The sequence below is a fragment of the Streptomyces sp. TRD_SC_5 genome, assembly GCF_056836825.1.
This window is the reverse complement of record NZ_JBWZZS010000002.1, coordinates 16,620-33,047: the sequence shown is the minus strand read 5'-3', so window position 1 is coordinate 33,047 and position 16,428 is coordinate 16,620. Positions and strand designations below refer to the sequence as shown.

Genomic DNA, 16,428 nt, shown 5'->3' with positions numbered 1-16,428 from the left:
CGGGCCGGCCGAACGCAGTCGCGCACGCGAGCCACCCTCCGCACCGGTGTGCGCTAGCCGCGGGGTGAAGTTCGCTGAGGGCCGTTTGGAAGGCCGCCGCCTCTGACAGGGGCAGGAACAGGACGACCCTGCACCTGTGCGGTACGTGTAAGAGCCGGACCGACGACGCCGCCCGCCAGGACCGAACAGGCCGAACGCGAGCGCCAGCAGCAGAAGGCGCGCTCAGAAGGCCAGCGGTTGGCGCTTGGTCTTCCGTACCTGGCCCTGCCCGGGGAACGCAACGGGGGCGGCGCTCTTACATCATCGTGCCTGGGCGTCGGATGTCCGCGTAAATACGGGCCTTCACCCCAGGAACTCCGGGCTCGCGGCGTACCGGGGCGACGCCGGAGGTGGCCCACCATTCCCCGAGGCCGGCCATGACAGCGTGGACGGTTGCCTCGTCGGCGGCGGTGATGTCCAGGACGACGAGGCCGGGCTGGCTGACGTGGTGTTCGTCGATCTTCTCCATACTCTTGGCCGACGCCGCCCTGACCTCCAGCGGTTCGCAGGGTGCCCATATCCCACCCGTATGTGTCGTCCGGGCCTGCCTGTCCGGCGAGTCGACTTGTGCCGCCGGATGGCAGTTGGCTCGCTTTCGAAGACAGGGGGGTGGTGTTGGGGGCAGCGGGATCGTTTCTGCGATGAACCGCACCACCCGGGCGAGTGAGCAGCCGGGCATCTTCGCCCGTCCGCGGTGCGCGCGCCGGTATCCATGCGTTCGTGATCGAAAACTTGAAGCGCGCCATCACAGCCGCAGCACTCGTCCTCCTGCCCGTGACCGCCTCCCCGCCAGCCCACGCCGCCGAGACGCTTCCTCTCAGCGCCGCGGTCCACCAGCTCGAGACCGCCGATGAATCGCGTGAGGGGTACACGCGCGACAAGTTCCGCCACTGGAACACCGGCCAGAACCCCACGGACGGCTGCAACACCCGCCACGAGGTACTGATCGCCGAGGCAGTCGAGCCCCCAACGCTCGGCCCCGGGTGCAAGCTGACCGGTGGCACCTGGTGGTCGTACTACGACGCGACCACCGTGTCCGGCCCCTCCGGCCTGGACATCGACCACATGGTGCCCCTCGCCGAAGCATGGGACTCCGGCGCATCAGCCTGGACCGCGCAGCGCCGCGAGGCATACGCCAACGACCTGGGAGCCCCCACCTCACTGGTCGGTGTCACCGCCCGATCAAACCGCAGCAAATCCGACCAGGACCCCGGCACCTGGATGCCGCCCGCCGGTGAAGTCCACTGCCAGTACGCCGCCGAATGGACCGCAACCAAGCTCCGCTGGAACCTGGCCATCAACCCGCAGGAACAAGCCGAGCTGCTCGACCTGGCCGCACAGTGCCCGACCACCGAAGTCCACTTCGAACCCGCCCCATAGCCCCACACGGCCCCCTGGCTGACTTCCGGACATAGGGAGCGACACGCCCTCTGTGTCCGGTGCCAGGCCCCTGCGGGCTGCCTTCAGAGACACCCCCATCAATCGAACCAGGAGATGTCATGCGCCTTACTGCGCGACCGGTACTGAGCATCGCTGCGCTCCTTGCGGCCACCGCCCTCGCCCCGGTCCTCACTGCCGCCCCCGCTTATTCGTCATCGTCGCAGGTTCAGCTCATGGGCACCGCGCCGTCCTGCGTCAAGAGGGACGTCATCAAGCACCAGAAGTACGTGAAGGTCACCAATACGTGCAGCGAGACGATGCACCTGAAAGTGGTCATTGACTGGGGCCCTGACTCCCGCTGTCTGACGTACCAGCCGGGACAGCAATGGGAGTGGAACTGGGGCCGCGGCTCTTACGGCAAGGTCGTCACCTGCTGACTGGGTCCCGCGCCCCGGCGCGCCGACTTGGGGCCCGCACCGCCGTCATGGGCAGGGATGCCAGGGGAGAGGGGGCCACGTCGGCGGCAGGGGCGGAAACACCGTGTGCTTCGTCTGACTGAAGGCGGGTCGAGAACCGGTCCGAATCTCGATGTGCACTTATCAAACGCCCATATGTCTCGGTAAGTTGAACAGGTCTTCGCCTCGGCTTGGGGGGAGAGGTCGCGTTGCCGCTACGGCATGTCGGATTCGGCTGCGCGGCCTCCCAACACAGGGAGGTGGAGATATGGCCGACAAGTCGTCGACCAAGCGGGCAAAGTTCATACGGGAGCTTGCTGCGCGCATAGCAGTTGCACTGGGTGTTCGCGCTCTTTGGGCTGTCATCGTGGAGCTGGTTCGCGACGACCTTTGAGGAACGCTGCATGGCGGTCCCGGGGGCAGCGCATCACACGGCGGTCGGGGTACCCCCCTTCCCGCCCGCCGTGGCGCTGTCCTCGCTTGCGAATTGTCAGCGACAGGCATCCATCGCCATATCCCACAACCCGACACCTGGTGCCCTCGCTCAGCAGTGACGAGCTGGTCTCAGCTGCCGGGCGGCGCCCTGGAGAGCCAGGGTCATCACCACTGCCTTGTCCGTGCGGCGTCCCAGTGCCCGTTACACAGTCGGCGTCGACGCCTGCTTCCTCGTCCCACCCCGCACGATGTTGGATGCGGATCCTTCTGAGTGACGGCACGCCATAGCCGCGAGATGACCTCCCGACCTGCACGGTCAACTGCTCGTCGCTTCCCTGAGCAGGGTCCTGACCTCGACGTCAAGAGTGTGGGCGATGGAGCCGAGTTCCGGTGCTTCGGTCGTCTATGCCAACGTGTATTGACGTCCCTCTCAGCGAAAGTCTGCCGCGTGGTCCACCGCCCACTCCCGGAAGGATCGGGCCGGGGTGCCCGTGATGCGCTCCACCTCATCGTTGACCGGCTCCGGGTTGTCGAGCATCCCCACCTGGGCCGGCACCACGGCCTCCACCAGCTCTGCCGGGTAGCCTGCGGCCTTCATCTGCTCGATGGCCTCGTCCAGTGTGATCTCCTCGAACCGCACCGGCCGCCCGATCGCCTCGCTGATCAGCGCCACCTGCCGTTCCTGGGTGATCAGTTCGAGGCCGGTGATCAGGGGGCGGGCGCCGAGCAGGGCGTCGGTCGTCAGCGCCTGAACGGCGACAGCAGCGATGTCAGCCTCGTGGATCAGCGGGCGGGCCAGCCTTGCCAGCGGCGCCCGTACCGCACCGGTAGTGCGGACCTCCTCCGCCCAGCCCAGCGTGTTGCTCGCGAACCCGGTGGGCCGCAGCGCCGTCCACTCCAGGCCCGATGCCTCGATCAGCCGCTCCAGCTCCGTGTGGAACATGGTGATCGCCTCGCCCGGCTCCTCCTCCTCTCCGACCCCGGCGGATGACAGGTACACCACCCGTCGGGCGCGCTTCCCTATCGCGTCGATCACGTCCGACGCGCCCTCGGCGCTCAGGAACGGCCACACCAGGAAGACCGAATCGACGCCCTCCAGAGCCGTGTCCAGCGACGCGGGGTCACCCAGATCGCCGCGTACCGCCTGCACATTTTTCGGGAAGTCCGCCTCCCCTCTCACCAGCGCCCGCACAGGCACGCCCGCCGCGTGCAGTTGGGTCACCACCGCGCCGCCGACCTTTCCAGTCGCGCCGGTCACCAGGATCCTGGACTGTGTCATCGGAATCTCCTCGCATCGCCGTTCGATGACACGACTCTCGTACATCAACCACGGTTCAGGTCAAGCACCGGCCGACCGGAGCGGCCGTCAGGTGCTGTGCCAACTCATAACAGGAGATGGGTACGCCCCCTGAAGTTGTGCGCTGGCCTGGGAAGTCGTTGATTGTGTTCCGGGCGGTGTCCGGCTTCTACCGTGGCGGGGTGGAGTGGCGGTTCATGACGTCGTTGCCGGAGGAGTTGGAGGCGCGGGAGGCCGCGGCTCGTCGGGTGGTGGAGGAACTTCGGACAGAGGCTGCTGAGTTGGCCGTCCGGCTGGAGCGGCCCGGGAGGCCTGTCGCGGCTGGTGATCGCGAGGGAGACCGTCGCGGAGGTGCTGGCGGAGCGGTCGGTGGTGGAGCCGGAGTCGGTGTCCGGGCCGCCGGTGCGGCGGGCGGAATGATGTCGTCGCCATCGCGCGCACTGCCCAAACTCCTGCGAGCCTGATCCGCTGCTGACTGCATCGATGAGGCCATGCGCTCAGGGTGGACGGCGGCCGCTGCAGAGCAGCCCGCTGGCGGCCCTCGAGCCGGGAGCCGTCAAGGCTCAGCCAAGCGTCGGCTCCGAAGGAGCGCAGGTCGAGTGTGCCGGCCACTACGCAGTGAGAACCCAACGCCCAACACCGGGCGGCCTCTTCGGGCTGCTACGGAAAGTTGGCTTCTTCGACAGTGGCTGGATGAGCGACACCGCTCCGGCCTGACTCTGGTCCCCCAGGGGCTGTGGCCGGGCTCGTATGCGGCTTGGCTCGGTGTACTGCTTCGCCGAGGTGATCACTAGGCGGCGTTGTTGGTGCGCCGGAATTCCTGCTTCTCGGACACGGATTGCGATCTTGGCGTAACGTTCCGTCAATCTTTTTGCCGGTTGGGCTGGACGTTTGGGGTGGCTGTGACGGCATTAGAGGTGAGAGCGCCTCGCTCTCCCGGGCCTAGTAGGGGATGGGGGTCTGGTGAAGCGGAAAGGATCAGCATGTGCGACGGCAACCAGCCGACCGAATGCGTGGGGGGACCCCAGCACACGGCTCACCAGCAGCCCTGCCTCGCCCACGCGGTACTGCCGCGAGGGCTTCGATGAAGGGTGCCCGTGTACTTACGGGCGTGGTGACACCGGAGGAGTTCCCGCTGGTCTACGACTCGTTCGTCCTGGACAAGCGGGACCACTACTTCTCCTACGCCGCCGCGTTCCTGGGCTCACCGGAGGATGCCCGTGACGTCGTCAACGACGTGTTTTTCAAGATCTATCTGCGCTGGGACGATGTACTGGCCTCCGCGAGCAGCGGGGCGTACGGATGGAAGATCCTGCGCGACGCCCTCATTGACGCGCTTCGCCACCGCGACCGGCGCCCCAGCCAGCCTGCCGGGCTCCACCTGGATTTCCTGCCCGCCGAGTCCGACGCCGGCTTAGAGCAGGCTGAACTGCGCCCGCGGATCAACCAAGCCCTGCAGAAGCTTCCCGAACGCCAGCGCACTTGCGTCTTCTTGCACTACCTCCTCGACAAGTCGGTCAAGGAGGTAGCGGCTCTCACCGGCGTGCGCCCTTCTACCGTCCGCTCTCACCTGGCCGCCGCGCGCCCCACGCTCCAGGCCCTGCTCGCCGACCTGTCCGACACCCCGCCCACCCAGAAAGGCTGCGAAGAATGATCGAGAACCTCCTGCGCGGGGCGCACATCCGCACCCCCGAATACACCCAGGAACAGCGCGCCGAAGACGACTACAAGCTGCGCCAGCGCATCACCCACGTCAACGAACGCCGCAACCGCGCCGACCAGTTCCGTGCCCATGGCTGGCTCGTGCCCAGCTCCCCGGAACTGATTACCCTGCAGCTGGCTCCCGCTTCGCCGGCCGGCCAGGCCGTCAAGACGCGCATCGAGCGCGACCTGGCAGACCTGTGCCGGATGGTCATCAAGGCACCCGGGTGCACAGAAAAACTCATCGAGTTCGTCGATGCCGCCCGGCCCACCGACCAGGTCGGCGCACGGGTCTTCGGCTGCATGCTGTCCCTGAGCGGACACGACGAAGGTGCACGCTTCTGGTGGGGTTTTGCCGCCGGTGTCGGCGACGGCACTGCCGCCTACGCCCTCTTCCTCGACGGCCTCCTGCGCGACGACCCCGACACCGCCGTCCACTGCTACCTCGACTGGCGGGGCCAGGACTTCCCCGCCGACAAGGGCTGGGACCCCATCCGGCCCGGCAGGGTCGAGCCCTCACTCGAACAGCAAGTCGGCAACCACGTCCGGGAAGTCACTACCGGACGCGAAGCCCAGCACGTCCCCATCCCCGAGGGCTATCTCGAAGAAGTCACCCAGGAGCAGCGCGACGAGCTGCTCTGCGGAGGATGACCCGTCGGCGCGGCGCACGGCTCGTGAACCCTTGATCGTCAATGAGGCGCGTTCCCGTCGCAGAGGGCCCGGCCCGGTCGCAGCCGCTGCGGGCTGTCCGGCCGAGCCGCACCACCGTGGTCCCGGCACGAGGCCGGCCGTGCGGAAGGAGCCGGCGTTCCGCAGTCGGCCCTGGGTGGGCCCAGTGCCGGGCCGATGCCGTTCCGAGGCGCCAGGGTGAAGAGGAATCCGAGAGGCGGCTTGTTCACGAGTGCTGCGCCTCGAGCACGTCGCCCCGCTCCTTTCACGTATGCCGACGACTGCCCGGACCTGCTCCGGTCCGCCGGCCGCCCCGAACCCCTGAACAGGGGCGTCTGCCCTGCCCGCCGATCCGGGCGCGTGCCGGGCTCTGTTCCCCGAACGCAGGCCGGCGGTCAGGTGATGCTGACTGGTCATGGCACGTGACGAGGTTTGGTGCGAGGAGCGAGGGGCGGCAGGCGGAAGCACGGCGCCGACGGGTGGGGTGAGCAGACCTGCCCGAAGCGGCGCACTTCCGATCGGTCTTGTGAACACGGAATCGGTTGAGCGGACTTTGTTCGGGCTTGGAGTGGGAGAGAGGAGGCGTCAGGCGGTGATGTCGCTCACAGCTGGCGTTCTGGGTGAAACGGTGGGACGGGAATTGTTCAGGGATGACCGACCGGGTGCGCAAAGCGGGGCAAATGCCTTGCTCTGTCTATAAGGGGAGGGGAAATGCCTCAGGCCCCCCGCCGGAGCGGGGGGCCTCCAAGGTGCACTCAGGCCATGAGACGCCTCTTGATTGCAGGCCAGTTGGAGCTGAACCCGCGGTCCCCATGGTGGCGTGCCACCGGGGGTCTGTGGAGCGATTCGCCGTCTTGCCGGGCAGTCGTCAAGCAAGGCTGAAGAACCACAGTGAGTGAATAATACCGCTGACCTGCCGGTATGCCATCAGGGGAGCTCGTTCTCGAGTTGTTTTCGGCCCGTTGTTCACCACCCAAATGCGTTGATGAAGCGGGCAAATGGGGCTTACGGGGTGAACGTTTGGCCGAACTGTCGGCGACACGCAATACCAGATCCGCGTTCTTCATGCCCGCCGGTGCGGCGTCCGTGTCGCGCGCAAGCATTATTCACGAGCGCACGAGGAGGCTGGCGGGGGACCGGTCGCAGTGTCCGGCAACACCCCCATGGGGCACACTTATGTATCGCGCGCGGAACGCCTCGAGGAACCCCGTTTCTCAGCCGCAGACAGGAGTTGGAGCTCCTGGCTGACGGGACTGGCCGCCCGAGCCCGGCACAACTGAATACGCACTCAGGCCAGTTACACCCTCGCTCCGGTTCAGCCGGGGGCGAGGCGCTGAGCGAGGGCGACCCGGAAACGGGTCGCCCTCGCTCAGCATCAACCCCCAACAGAGCGGGCACCAAGGGCCCCTCGCATAGGAGTTGGACGAGATGCCTCCCCACAAGAAGCGCCGCCAGATCCTCATCGCCGCCGCAACGGCGAACGCCGCCGGTGCTGGCACCGGCTTCCTTGCCCATGTACTCGGCCTCGATCCCGAAGTCAGCGCGATGATCGGCACGTTCGTCGGCGGCACCGTAGGCGAAGGCCTCCTCCAGATCGTCGCCACCGAGAATAACGTCGAGGACATCGAGGCCGAGGGCACCAAAGACACCGACGAGGCCGCTGCCCGGGCCCGCAGTGGTCGTGGCACCGAGGACGGCGGCAAGGCAGAGAACGTCGAGGTCGACGACGGCATCGAGGGTGCTGAGCGCGACGTCCGCCGTGGTCGCCACGCCGGGCACCAGGCCTACGCACGGTGCACTCGACGCCGTACGGACGCCGCCGCCCACGTGGACCAGGCTGCCCCGGCCCGGACCGCGGCCGCCGAACCGCAGCACGCACGACACCGTCACCTGCACCGGGGCGCGCAGCGATTCGTAACCCGGGTCCACGGCCGAAACCTCCGATCGGCGACGCAGGAGGGGCGCCATGGCGCGTCCTGAGAAAGAGATCCCTGTCGAGACACCCATGGAAGTGGCGGAGCTCGCCCGCGAACTGCGGGCACTCCGGCGCGGTTCCAACCTCACCTACAAGGACCTCTCAGCGCGCTCGCACTACTCCGCCGCGGCCCTGTCCACGGCGGCGTCAGGCAACGGCGTGCCGAAGTGGGAGATAGTCGAGGCGTTCGTACGCGGCTGCGGCTTCACTGGGGACATGGGCTCCTGGCAGCGCCTCTACCGCAACGCGGTGGCCCGTGCGGCGGGCGAAGAGTCCCGCCAGTCCGCAGTACGGACCGCCGAGGTCGAGCTCACCGAAACCGGCGCCCAGGAGCGGAGCGAGACGTATGCGCTGCGTCTGCCCCGGCCTCGGCGACGGATCGATCCGCCGACCGACGCAGTCATCCCCGCCCAGCCCGACGGCCTGCTCGCCCTGGTGCAGCAGTTCATGGAAGCCCATCAGGGCGACGAGCTGGAGCGGGTTACCAGCCCCACGGTGGATCACATGCACACCGCGCTCGCCCTGTGCACCACGCCGGGCGACGTCCTGTCCGTGATGCGCGAGCTGGTCACGGACAAAGGACTGACCATGGGAGACCTGGAGCAGCGCAGCACACGCTTCTACCGGATCTCCGGCGCGACGTTCTCGCACGTCCTCAACGGAGACGAACTGCCGACCACCGAGCTGCTCCACATCTTCTTGACCGCGTGCGGCCTGGAGGAGGAGCGCACCTTGATCTGGCACCACACGGTGACCCGCATCAAGATCGCCCAGCTTCGGCATCGGAAACCCCAGCCGCCGCCCCCGACCTCTGTCACCACTGACATGCTCGTCATGATGCGGGCGATCCCAGTGATACGCAGACTGTTCAATGTGGTGATCCCCCTGCTGGCCATCGGAATCCTCGTCTTCCAGATGACTCGCTGATCCGGGCGGCCGGGAACCAGTCGTACAGCGTCGCCCCCGTGACCCACGGCCACGGGGGCGCGCCGTTCCTGGCGGCTCCTGGACCTACTCGTTCAAGCGCAGCCTGCTGACGCAGGCTGCGTCGGTGCCATCAGGTCAGGGCCTTCGGCCAGCTACACCGCACCCCGCTCGTCGAACTCGACTGATCATCTGATTTAGACCGTGTCCTACATGGTGAGTTGGTCGTTGGGTTTGCTATGGGGAGTGGGCGGTGGGGATGGATTGTTCCGGACGGTTTGTGGGAGCTCGCGGAGCCGTTGTTGCCGGCTGCACGGGTGCGTCCGCAAGGCGGTGGGGTCGCGAACATCGATGACGAGGCGGTCTTCGCAGCGATCATCTATGTGCTGGTCAGCGGGTGCGCCTGGCGGGCCTTGCCTCCGTGCTTCGGGGCCTCGAAGTCGACGGTGCATCGCCGGTTCGTCATCTGGTCGCGGGCGGGGGTTTGGGGCTGGCTGCACCAGGAGGTTCTCCGGCTCCTGGACGAACGGGATCTGGTCGACCTGTCCCGCGCGGTTCTCGACTCTGCCCATGTCCGCGCTAAAAAGGGGGCGAACTTGCAGGTCCGAGCCCCGTGGACCGAGGTAAGCCCGGTTCCAAGATGCATGTCCTGTCCGACGCGAACGGACTGCCCCTACGCGTCGGGCTCTCCGCGGCCAACACCCACGACAGCCAGGCCCTGAAGCCGATACTGTCCCATTTCCACATGGGACACGAATCCCACGCAGCCGCATTCAAGCCCCAACGCCTGCACGCCGACAAGGCGTACGACATCCCTCACCTGCGGCGATGGCTCTGGGGCAAGCACATCGGGGTCCGCATCGCACGCAAGGGCATCGACTCCAGCGAGCGGCTCGGCCGCCGCAGGTGGGTGATCGAACGCACCATGTCCTGGCTGACCGGTTACCGCCGGCTCAACCACCGCTACGAGCGGAAACCAGGCAACTACCTGGCCTTTCTCGGACTGGCAGCCGCTCTCTGCTGCTACAAACGGTTCCTCAAGCTGACCATGTAGGACACGGTCTTAGCTTGAAGGCCCCCGGCTACCCATCTGGTCAGCCTCAGCACCGGAGCACGCCTTCGTCCGCCGGACTGTGGCCGCAGTCACGCGAATCGGTGTTGTGCGAGGACCGCTCGCGGGGGACGGTAGTGACCGGCGCGGGGCCAAGAGAAAAGGTCACCATGAAATCGAGCACTGACCGGGCCGCAGAGCTCTTCGGCACCGACGAAGTCCGAAGCCTCCTCGCCACCCGCCTCCCCGGCTACGAGTCCTACCCCTTCTCCGAGCTGGTCCACGCAGCCCGCAACCGGCTCACCAACACCCCGGCCCACAGCGTCGGCATTCTCGCGCGGGAACTCCGTCGAGCCGGCCTGGCCATCCATCAGGCCCGCGACACCGGCCAGCAAGCAGGACAAGACGCAGCTCAGCTCGTCACGTTCACCCGCACTGGCTGCGACTGGTGGGCGAGCACGGTGGACCACAACGGACCTGCGCTCGTCCAAGCCCACCTCATCGATCCCTGCGAACAACTCCTCTCCGCCGGCAACACCATGGAACGCGACGACGGCTACGCGGCACTGCGCGGACTTGCCACCCGGCTCGGATCCCACAGCGGCTTCACGTCTCGCTGGACGCTGCAGATTGACGACGACGCGTAGCGCGTGCGCCCGTCCCATGGCCCAGAGGATGGCGCACGGCCGGTGACGGGCGACGGGGGCCTGTACACGCCCGTGCATAGTGCCCCCGTGACCGGCGTCGTCCTGGCGGAAATTCGGCATACACAGCCTCGCCTCTGCGGGAGTGGACCATGTCCAAGGACCAGGTCTCCGTGCCGCCGCATGTCGCCCGGGCCTTGCGCCAAATCAACGGGTGGACCAAGGCGACCGGGCAACACAGCCCTGAAGTGGAACCAGGTAGCAGTCTGAGTGGCGATGACGCCAAGGTTCCCACGCTGATGGTGTCGAGCGCCGCCTACCAGTGCTTCACGCACGACGTGGACCACCTGCACGCGGTCCAGGCCCTGTTCTCCGAAGCCAAGGTCGTCCACTCCTACGCCCCTACGCTCTGCTGCGGGTCGCCGTTGAGGTCGCAGGTGAGGCGATCTGGCTTCTGGAACCCGTCAGCCGCAACGAGCGGATACGCCGGTGCCTGAAACGGGCCTACGAGAACGTCCGCCAGGGCAAGGACTTAATGGACCTCTCCGGTCTGCAGCCGTCCGGCCGGCCCCACACGGAACGTGTGCAGGAGGTCCGGGACTCGCTGTGCAGAACGGCTTGGATCCCAACGATGTGTGCCCTCAGGGAGACGCTCGCCCAGAACCTCTGGCAGATCTGCAGCGGCTTCGCTCACGGCAGGGAGTGGGCCACGCTGGGAGTTCTGGAGCGGACCGTGCACAGCCAAGTGGGCAACGTCGTCCACCTACGTCTTTCCAGCTCCACTGACGTACTGCTCAACACGCTGTACGCAACAGCGATGCTGACGGGCAAGGCGAAGGCGCTCTACGACGGCAGAAAAACGTGCCACCACTAACCAGCGGGCACGCCAGGTGAGCGCAATGCGACAGTGGCGCGGGCACACCGTCGGCCGGCAGCCGCCGTAACTGCTCGAAGGCGGCGGGGACGCAGCGGTTGCCGGTGTCCCAGCAATCCCCGATGTGCACGCGGGCCGGGGGCAGGCCGCTGCCTCGACCGTCGTCATCCCGCTGCCCAGTCGAGTCCCAACTTTGCGAGCTGCTCGCGCTGTCCCTCGCTCACTGGGTTTTGAACCTGGTGACCCGGCATCCGGGCGGTTTGGAGCGCATAGAACTCAGTGTCCTCCAGGTACGGCGCTGTGCCAAAAACCAGCGCATGGCTCTTCGATACCCGTCCCCCCTTGCGTCCCGGTGACCGTGTTGGTGTCACCTCTCCATCGAGCGGGGCCGCGAAGGAACTGCGTGAGCGCCTCAATGTCGCCGTTCGTGACACCCAGGACCGCGGGTACGAGGTCGTCATCGGCCGGTGCATGGACGGCTCCGGGCACGTCAGTGCTTCGGCCGCTGACCGCGCGAGCGAGCTGATGTCGGTGCTGACCGACTCCACCGTCAAGGCCATCGTGCCGCCGTGGGGCGGAGAGACCGCGATTGACCTGTTCCCCCTGCTCGATTGGGACAGGCTGCGGGAGGCAAAGCCCACCTGGCTCGTCGGATTCTCCGACATATCGACCCTGATCACGCCGATGACTCTGCTCACTGGGACGGCGACCGTCCATGGCAACAACCTCATGGATACGCCCTACCGAGTGCCCGAAGGACTGCGATCATGGCTCGACATCGTCGCAGCCCCCCCGGGGCACCAGTTCACCCAGACCCCGCCCGGTCGCCACCGGACCACCGGCTTCGACGACTTCGCCGCCTTCCCCGACATACGCGAGTACACGCTCGACTCCGTGGGCGCCTGGACCCGGCTCGACGGGAGCGGTGACGTGGAGGCCGAGGGAAGACTGATCGGCGGCTGCATCGAAACTCTGTGCAATCTCGCGGGGACGGCCTACCTCGATGTCTCGGCCTTCGCTCGCAACGAGTCACTGGATGGGCTCCTCGTGTATGTAGAGGCAGCCGGTGACGATGCTTTCACCATCTGCCGAAACGTCCATGGCATGAGGCTCGCTGGGTTCTTCGACCGGGCGAACGCGGTTCTCGTCGGCCGGACCAACGCACCCGGCAACCGTTCCCTCAGCCAGCACGAGGCCGTCCTCGACGCACTTGGTTCTCTCAACGTGCCGATCATCGCCGACATCGAGTGCGGCCACGTCCCGCCCTACATGCCGATCGTCAACGGAGCGTACGGCCGTATCGTTCACACACCGAGCCGGAGCGAACTGACGCAGACCTTGGACTGACGCATCAGACCGGTCGTCCACCTCTGACCGGGGGAGGGTCGGGTCAACAGGTCGTCTCCCCACTTCCGGTGCGCTTTTTCGTCCAGCCGGTGCGGGGGCTTTGCGGGTCAGTCGAGCGCGATCCAGTAGCGAGTCACCGGAGTTCAGCACGACCGACAGAGCAATTCCTGACTCAGGTACGCGATGTCCAGCACAGAGGCCGTGTGCTCGCGGTGAACCTGGGCGGCTCGGGTCGTCCGGTCGGAGCAAGTGCAACGGTCCGTCTGGCTTCGTTCATCTCCAAGGGATCGAGTCCCCCACCGCGCCTATTCCAAGCCCGACGGCTATCCCAGACGTGTGATTATCCACGGATTGATAGGTACCTCAGGTGACATGCCTCGACATTGAGGGCGGAATTGGCGATTCCTTCACGCCCCTCTCACGGGATCGTGATCGTGGTGCGTACAACCGTGCCGAGCATCACAGGTATTAGCTTCGGTTAAAGGGAAACGCCCCATTTCGCAGCCTTGATCGGCCCTCTTGACCGTAGCTAGATGAGTGGACTGCGCGACAAGCGCAACCGATCAGCTCTGCCGCAGCACACGCGTGGTAGGGCCAGAGGGGAAGAGTTCACTTGTTGAGATCAGCAAGAAGGGTCATCCTGTCCCGCTTAGCCGTGGGCGCTGCGGCCGTCCTGCTCCTGGGGTCTGGCATCGCGGTACCCGCATCCGCCGATACCTTCGATCCGCGCCCGAACCCCAACGCCGCACCGTCGACGCGGCCAGCCGCCGGCCCTGAAACAAAGGTTAGGGCCGCTGGTTCCCGGCCGGTGTCGGGCAAAAACCCGTATGCCTTGCCGGGCAAGAAGGTTGGCAGTGTTTGGAACGTCTCCACCGCCAAGGTCACCCTGTCAAACCAGGTGACCGACGCTGACGGGGACAAAGCCAATCTCACCTTCGAAGTATGGACCGCCGATGCCGCAGGAAACCCTAAGGCCAAGGTCAAGCTCACCGACGCCAACCCTTACGGCGTCCTGGTGTCCGGATACTTCGCCTCCGGCAGCTTTGTCAGCATGACAGTGGAAGCCGGTAGGTTGCAGCCGAACACGGACTATGTCTTCCACACCTCCGCCTACGACGGCTCCTTGTACGAGACGTCGTGGTCACCGTGGGCGAGGTTCCGCGTCGAACTGCCCGTCGATCTCACGCTTCCCACGCCTGACTATGACGCGGTCGACCCGAGTTGGTTCGACGTCGCCCCCAGCGCTAAGCAGACCAAGCCGCTGGGCGCCGCCGCCTCCCTGGCCAAGTCGAAGTCGGGCAAGGCCGAACAGTGCGGGCCCGTCGACGACGACGGCCGCCAGGTCTGCTTCGGTCCCACCCGGGACAAGCCCCTCGATCCCAACACCGCCAAGGGCGTGAAGGCCGCGGAATGGTGCGACACCAGCTCCCTTGGGGCCCGCGCCTCGCGGTTTGAGGAATGCGACCTCCGACGTGTCCCGGTCCGGTTCGGCACGGACGGCCAGACGCAGGCGGAGACCTTCTTCTATTTCCTTCGGAAGATCTACCTCAATGACGGTGATGCCAGCTTCACCGAACGCCTCACTGTCCTTCCGGCCGAGAACGTTCCGGCTGATTTCGCGAGGATCGACCTCGAGCTTGCCGAGCACCTGTGTCAGGACCCGTGCACGCCAAAGGAGCCCGAGCACAGTTCCTGGACCGCAACACCCTCCTGGACCCCCGGCGACATGCACTCGGCGTCCCTGTACACGACGTTCAAGTGGGATGCCTCCGTGGCCGACAAGGAGTACCGGTTCCAGCCGGACATCAAAATTGACGCCGACATCTACGCTGCGGACGGCCAGACCCGCCCGATCCTGACCGGCTACCAGTGGAGCAAGGACTACTGGGCGGACACCCCCGACCTGGACCAGATCCGCTGCGACACCAAGATCACGAACATCCCCGCCGGATGTGTCTTCGTCAACTCGGCCCCGACGTACATCTTCAACGCAAAGAAGTACCCGCAGGCTGCGGCGCACGCATGGCTCATCCAGACCATGGCGCCCAATCACCCGGGCTCCAAGGGATACAGCAAGCCCCTGTACTACATGGGCAACAAGGCACAGAACGACAGGAACCGAGGCCGCATGTGTCCCACCGGGTGGGCTGCGGCGAACGGCGATGCCAGCGCGCTGGTCGATGCGTCGGACGCGCTGAACTGTGACGAGTTCGCCTTCGCCTCCACCTACAACAGCGGTGGCATGGCCAAAAGTGAAGGCGGCCTGAACCCGGCCCTTCCCGTTCCCCCGACCACCGCGACCCCGAATGGGAAGTTCTGCGTGCAGACCTTCGCCAAGCAGTACAAGTCGGCCATGCACTTGTACAACCTCGACGGTACCTACGCAGAATTCGGTGACGCGACGAACGCTCCGGTGTGCGGACGCTCGGCCATGTCCGGCATTCACAATCAGGAGTCCATGGGCAACCGCTTCGCCACGTTCATGAAGGACATGCGGATCATGGACAAGGACGCCTACTGGCTCGACACCCGCATGGCCCACAAGAGTTGCGCCCACACGGGTGCGGCCGGCCGCCCGGCCACGCCCGTCATCTGCACGTTGACCGCGCAGTAGCGGCCACCCGCTGAACCGGTAGGGGCGCTCGCAGTGAGCGCCCCTACCGTTCACCCGGTGGCTACACCGAGGGGAAAATGGCCAGGGGGAGATCTCCAGCCTCCACCGTAGCCTGGTCGATCGACAAGCCCGTGTACTCACCGACGGCGGTGAACACCGCCGTCGGGAGCTCGTCCACGTGCTCCTCGAAGTGCAGTGCCACCTCGTCCTCGGTGGCCTCACGCACGGAGGGGAACACGGCGCCTGCCGCCTGCAGCGCCGCGTCCAGCGCAGATGAGCGTCCCGTGTCCTCGGCGAACTCGGCCTGCCGCACCCGGCCGTCACCCGGCGCGTGGAGTATCAGCTTCGGGGGATCCCAGCTGTTCATTGTCAGGCAGACGACCTCTTCGCCCGTGCGAGGCTGCATTGCCGCTACCCTGCGGTAGCCCGCGTACCAAGTCGCCATGCCCCCGTCCTCCAGCACGTACAGCCATTCCCCGCAGCTGCCGTACATCGCACGGCTGGCATGGTTTAGGTCTATGCGGGGAGGCGCAGCCACCGCACCGCGGTCCTTATACAGCTCGCGGCGCCTGAGCTGTGCGCGGTCCGCACCGAGGCGGACCAGGAACTCCTCAGCCTCCGCACCACGGACAGCTGTCAGCGAAGTGTTGCCCCGCATCCCTGGCATGCCGTTCTTCGCGTCTTCGTTGCTGTGTTCACCGATCCACGCAATTCCATCAGACATGCCGATCACATTAACCACCCGGGGGCTTGCCGTGGCCCTGTCGCGACATGGTTTGTGCCGCGCTGCCACTGCTCCAACCTCACGCTGCGCATGGTGAAGAACGAGAACGGCTTCACGACGTCGGTGATGCGGTTGGTGCTGCAGCGGAATTTCCCCAGCAGGCGCGGTCGGACGCGGTGCCCGTGTCGTTGACGAATCGCACTGGGGCGGTCTGCCCACCGGCAAGGGACGCCGCACCACTACCGGCGATGTCCCGGTCCAGCCTCGCCGCGAACGGCCGGGTTCCCGTGCCCGCCGGT

15 protein-coding genes and 1 pseudogene are annotated in these 16,428 nt (G+C 66.4%); 12 read left to right on the top strand and 4 right to left on the bottom strand.

What is annotated here, in order from left to right; translation table 11 throughout:
• Window positions 1–295: 295 nt before the first annotated feature.
• On the bottom strand, window positions 296–508 hold the full coding sequence (locus tag AC1P0E_RS32215; protein WP_482746011.1) for a DUF6207 family protein: 213 nt from the start codon (window positions 506–508) through the stop codon (window positions 296–298).
• Between the two features lie 251 nt (window positions 509–759).
• Between AC1P0E_RS32215 and AC1P0E_RS32210 the strand changes: the two genes are divergently transcribed.
• A complete protein-coding gene (locus AC1P0E_RS32210; protein WP_482746010.1) occupies window positions 760–1,419 on the top strand; it encodes an HNH endonuclease family protein in 660 nt (219 codons plus the stop codon).
• A gap of 119 nt (window positions 1,420–1,538) precedes the next feature.
• Complete coding sequence (locus AC1P0E_RS32205; protein ID WP_482746009.1) at window positions 1,539–1,856, top strand: hypothetical protein; 318 nt, start codon at window positions 1,539–1,541, stop codon at window positions 1,854–1,856.
• An 883-nt stretch (window positions 1,857–2,739) separates the two neighbouring features.
• Here AC1P0E_RS32205 and AC1P0E_RS32200 read toward each other — a convergent pair.
• Window positions 2,740–3,588: an NAD(P)H-binding protein gene (locus tag AC1P0E_RS32200; protein WP_482746008.1), complete on the bottom strand. Its 849-nt coding sequence runs from the start codon at window positions 3,586–3,588 to the stop codon at window positions 2,740–2,742.
• A 1,129-nt stretch (window positions 3,589–4,717) separates the two neighbouring features.
• Here AC1P0E_RS32200 and AC1P0E_RS32195 point away from each other — a divergent pair.
• From AC1P0E_RS32195 to AC1P0E_RS32160, 8 genes are all read left to right on the top strand, one after another.
• On the top strand, window positions 4,718–5,260 hold the full coding sequence (locus AC1P0E_RS32195) for an RNA polymerase sigma factor (protein ID WP_482746007.1): 543 nt from the start codon (window positions 4,718–4,720) through the stop codon (window positions 5,258–5,260).
• Window positions 5,257–5,958, top strand: coding sequence for a hypothetical protein (locus AC1P0E_RS32190; protein WP_482746006.1), 702 nt, complete (start codon window positions 5,257–5,259; stop codon window positions 5,956–5,958). Before AC1P0E_RS32195 ends, AC1P0E_RS32190 begins: the two co-directional genes overlap by 4 nt.
• A 1,446-nt stretch (window positions 5,959–7,404) precedes the next feature.
• Window positions 7,405–7,956, top strand: coding sequence for a hypothetical protein (locus AC1P0E_RS32185; protein ID WP_482746005.1), 552 nt, complete (start codon window positions 7,405–7,407; stop codon window positions 7,954–7,956).
• Complete coding sequence (locus tag AC1P0E_RS32180) at window positions 7,943–8,878, top strand: helix-turn-helix domain-containing protein (protein ID WP_482746004.1); 936 nt, start codon at window positions 7,943–7,945, stop codon at window positions 8,876–8,878. Before AC1P0E_RS32185 ends, AC1P0E_RS32180 begins: the two co-directional genes overlap by 14 nt.
• A 236-nt stretch (window positions 8,879–9,114) precedes the next feature.
• A protein-coding gene (locus AC1P0E_RS32175; RefSeq protein ID WP_482746003.1) for an IS5 family transposase occupies window positions 9,115–9,929 on the top strand; the annotation gives its coding sequence in 2 pieces (ribosomal slippage) (window positions 9,115–9,457 and window positions 9,457–9,929; 816 coding nt in all).
• 167 nt (window positions 9,930–10,096) lie between these two features.
• Window positions 10,097–10,573 (top strand): hypothetical protein, encoded by a 477-nt coding sequence (locus AC1P0E_RS32170; RefSeq protein ID WP_482746002.1) that lies wholly within the window; start codon window positions 10,097–10,099, stop codon window positions 10,571–10,573.
• Between the two features lie 149 nt (window positions 10,574–10,722).
• Window positions 10,723–11,067 carry a hypothetical protein gene (locus tag AC1P0E_RS32165; protein ID WP_482746001.1) on the top strand — a complete coding sequence of 115 codons (345 nt, stop codon included), beginning with the start codon at window positions 10,723–10,725 and terminating at the stop codon, window positions 11,065–11,067.
• Window positions 11,068–11,201: 134 nt separating this feature from the next.
• A complete protein-coding gene (locus tag AC1P0E_RS32160; protein WP_482746000.1) occupies window positions 11,202–11,444 on the top strand; it encodes a hypothetical protein in 243 nt (80 codons plus the stop codon).
• Here AC1P0E_RS32160 and AC1P0E_RS32155 read toward each other — a convergent pair.
• Window positions 11,365–11,592: pseudogene (locus tag AC1P0E_RS32155) on the bottom strand (hypothetical protein); the annotation flags it as partial. The gene AC1P0E_RS32160 and the pseudogene AC1P0E_RS32155 sit on opposite strands and share 80 nt — an antisense overlap.
• Window positions 11,593–11,843: 251 nt before the next feature.
• On the opposite strand from AC1P0E_RS32155, the gene AC1P0E_RS32150 reads away from it, so the two are divergent.
• Both AC1P0E_RS32150 and AC1P0E_RS32145 read left to right on the top strand, forming a co-directional pair.
• Window positions 11,844–12,791, top strand: a complete 948-nt coding sequence (locus AC1P0E_RS32150) for a S66 family peptidase (RefSeq protein ID WP_482746307.1) — start codon at window positions 11,844–11,846, stop codon at window positions 12,789–12,791.
• 655 nt (window positions 12,792–13,446) lie between these two features.
• Window positions 13,447–15,405, top strand: coding sequence for a hypothetical protein (locus AC1P0E_RS32145; RefSeq protein WP_482745999.1), 1,959 nt, complete (start codon window positions 13,447–13,449; stop codon window positions 15,403–15,405).
• Between the two features lie 61 nt (window positions 15,406–15,466).
• Here the strand turns inward: AC1P0E_RS32145 and AC1P0E_RS32140 are convergent, their stop codons facing one another.
• A complete protein-coding gene (locus AC1P0E_RS32140; protein WP_482745998.1) occupies window positions 15,467–16,129 on the bottom strand; it encodes a hypothetical protein in 663 nt (220 codons plus the stop codon).
• Window positions 16,130–16,428: the final 299 nt, after the last annotated feature.

What these genes read in the sequence shown, in the direction of transcription:
- AC1P0E_RS32160 (WP_482746000.1), top strand. Translation starts at nt 11,202, where the DNA reads ATGTGTGCCCTCAGGGAGACGCTCGCCCAGAACCTCTGGCAGATCTGC.
- AC1P0E_RS32215 (WP_482746011.1), bottom strand. Translation starts at nt 508, where the DNA reads ATGGAGAAGATCGACGAACACCACGTCAGCCAGCCCGGCCTCGTCGTC.
- AC1P0E_RS32165 (WP_482746001.1), top strand. Translation starts at nt 10,723, where the DNA reads ATGTCCAAGGACCAGGTCTCCGTGCCGCCGCATGTCGCCCGGGCCTTG.
- AC1P0E_RS32200 (WP_482746008.1), bottom strand. Translation starts at nt 3,588, where the DNA reads ATGACACAGTCCAGGATCCTGGTGACCGGCGCGACTGGAAAGGTCGGC.
- AC1P0E_RS32170 (WP_482746002.1), top strand. Translation starts at nt 10,097, where the DNA reads ATGAAATCGAGCACTGACCGGGCCGCAGAGCTCTTCGGCACCGACGAA.
- AC1P0E_RS32205 (WP_482746009.1), top strand. Translation starts at nt 1,539, where the DNA reads ATGCGCCTTACTGCGCGACCGGTACTGAGCATCGCTGCGCTCCTTGCG.
- AC1P0E_RS32190 (WP_482746006.1), top strand. Translation starts at nt 5,257, where the DNA reads ATGATCGAGAACCTCCTGCGCGGGGCGCACATCCGCACCCCCGAATAC.
- AC1P0E_RS32180 (WP_482746004.1), top strand. Translation starts at nt 7,943, where the DNA reads ATGGCGCGTCCTGAGAAAGAGATCCCTGTCGAGACACCCATGGAAGTG.
- AC1P0E_RS32185 (WP_482746005.1), top strand. Translation starts at nt 7,405, where the DNA reads ATGCCTCCCCACAAGAAGCGCCGCCAGATCCTCATCGCCGCCGCAACG.
- AC1P0E_RS32140 (WP_482745998.1), bottom strand. Translation starts at nt 16,129, where the DNA reads ATGTCTGATGGAATTGCGTGGATCGGTGAACACAGCAACGAAGACGCG.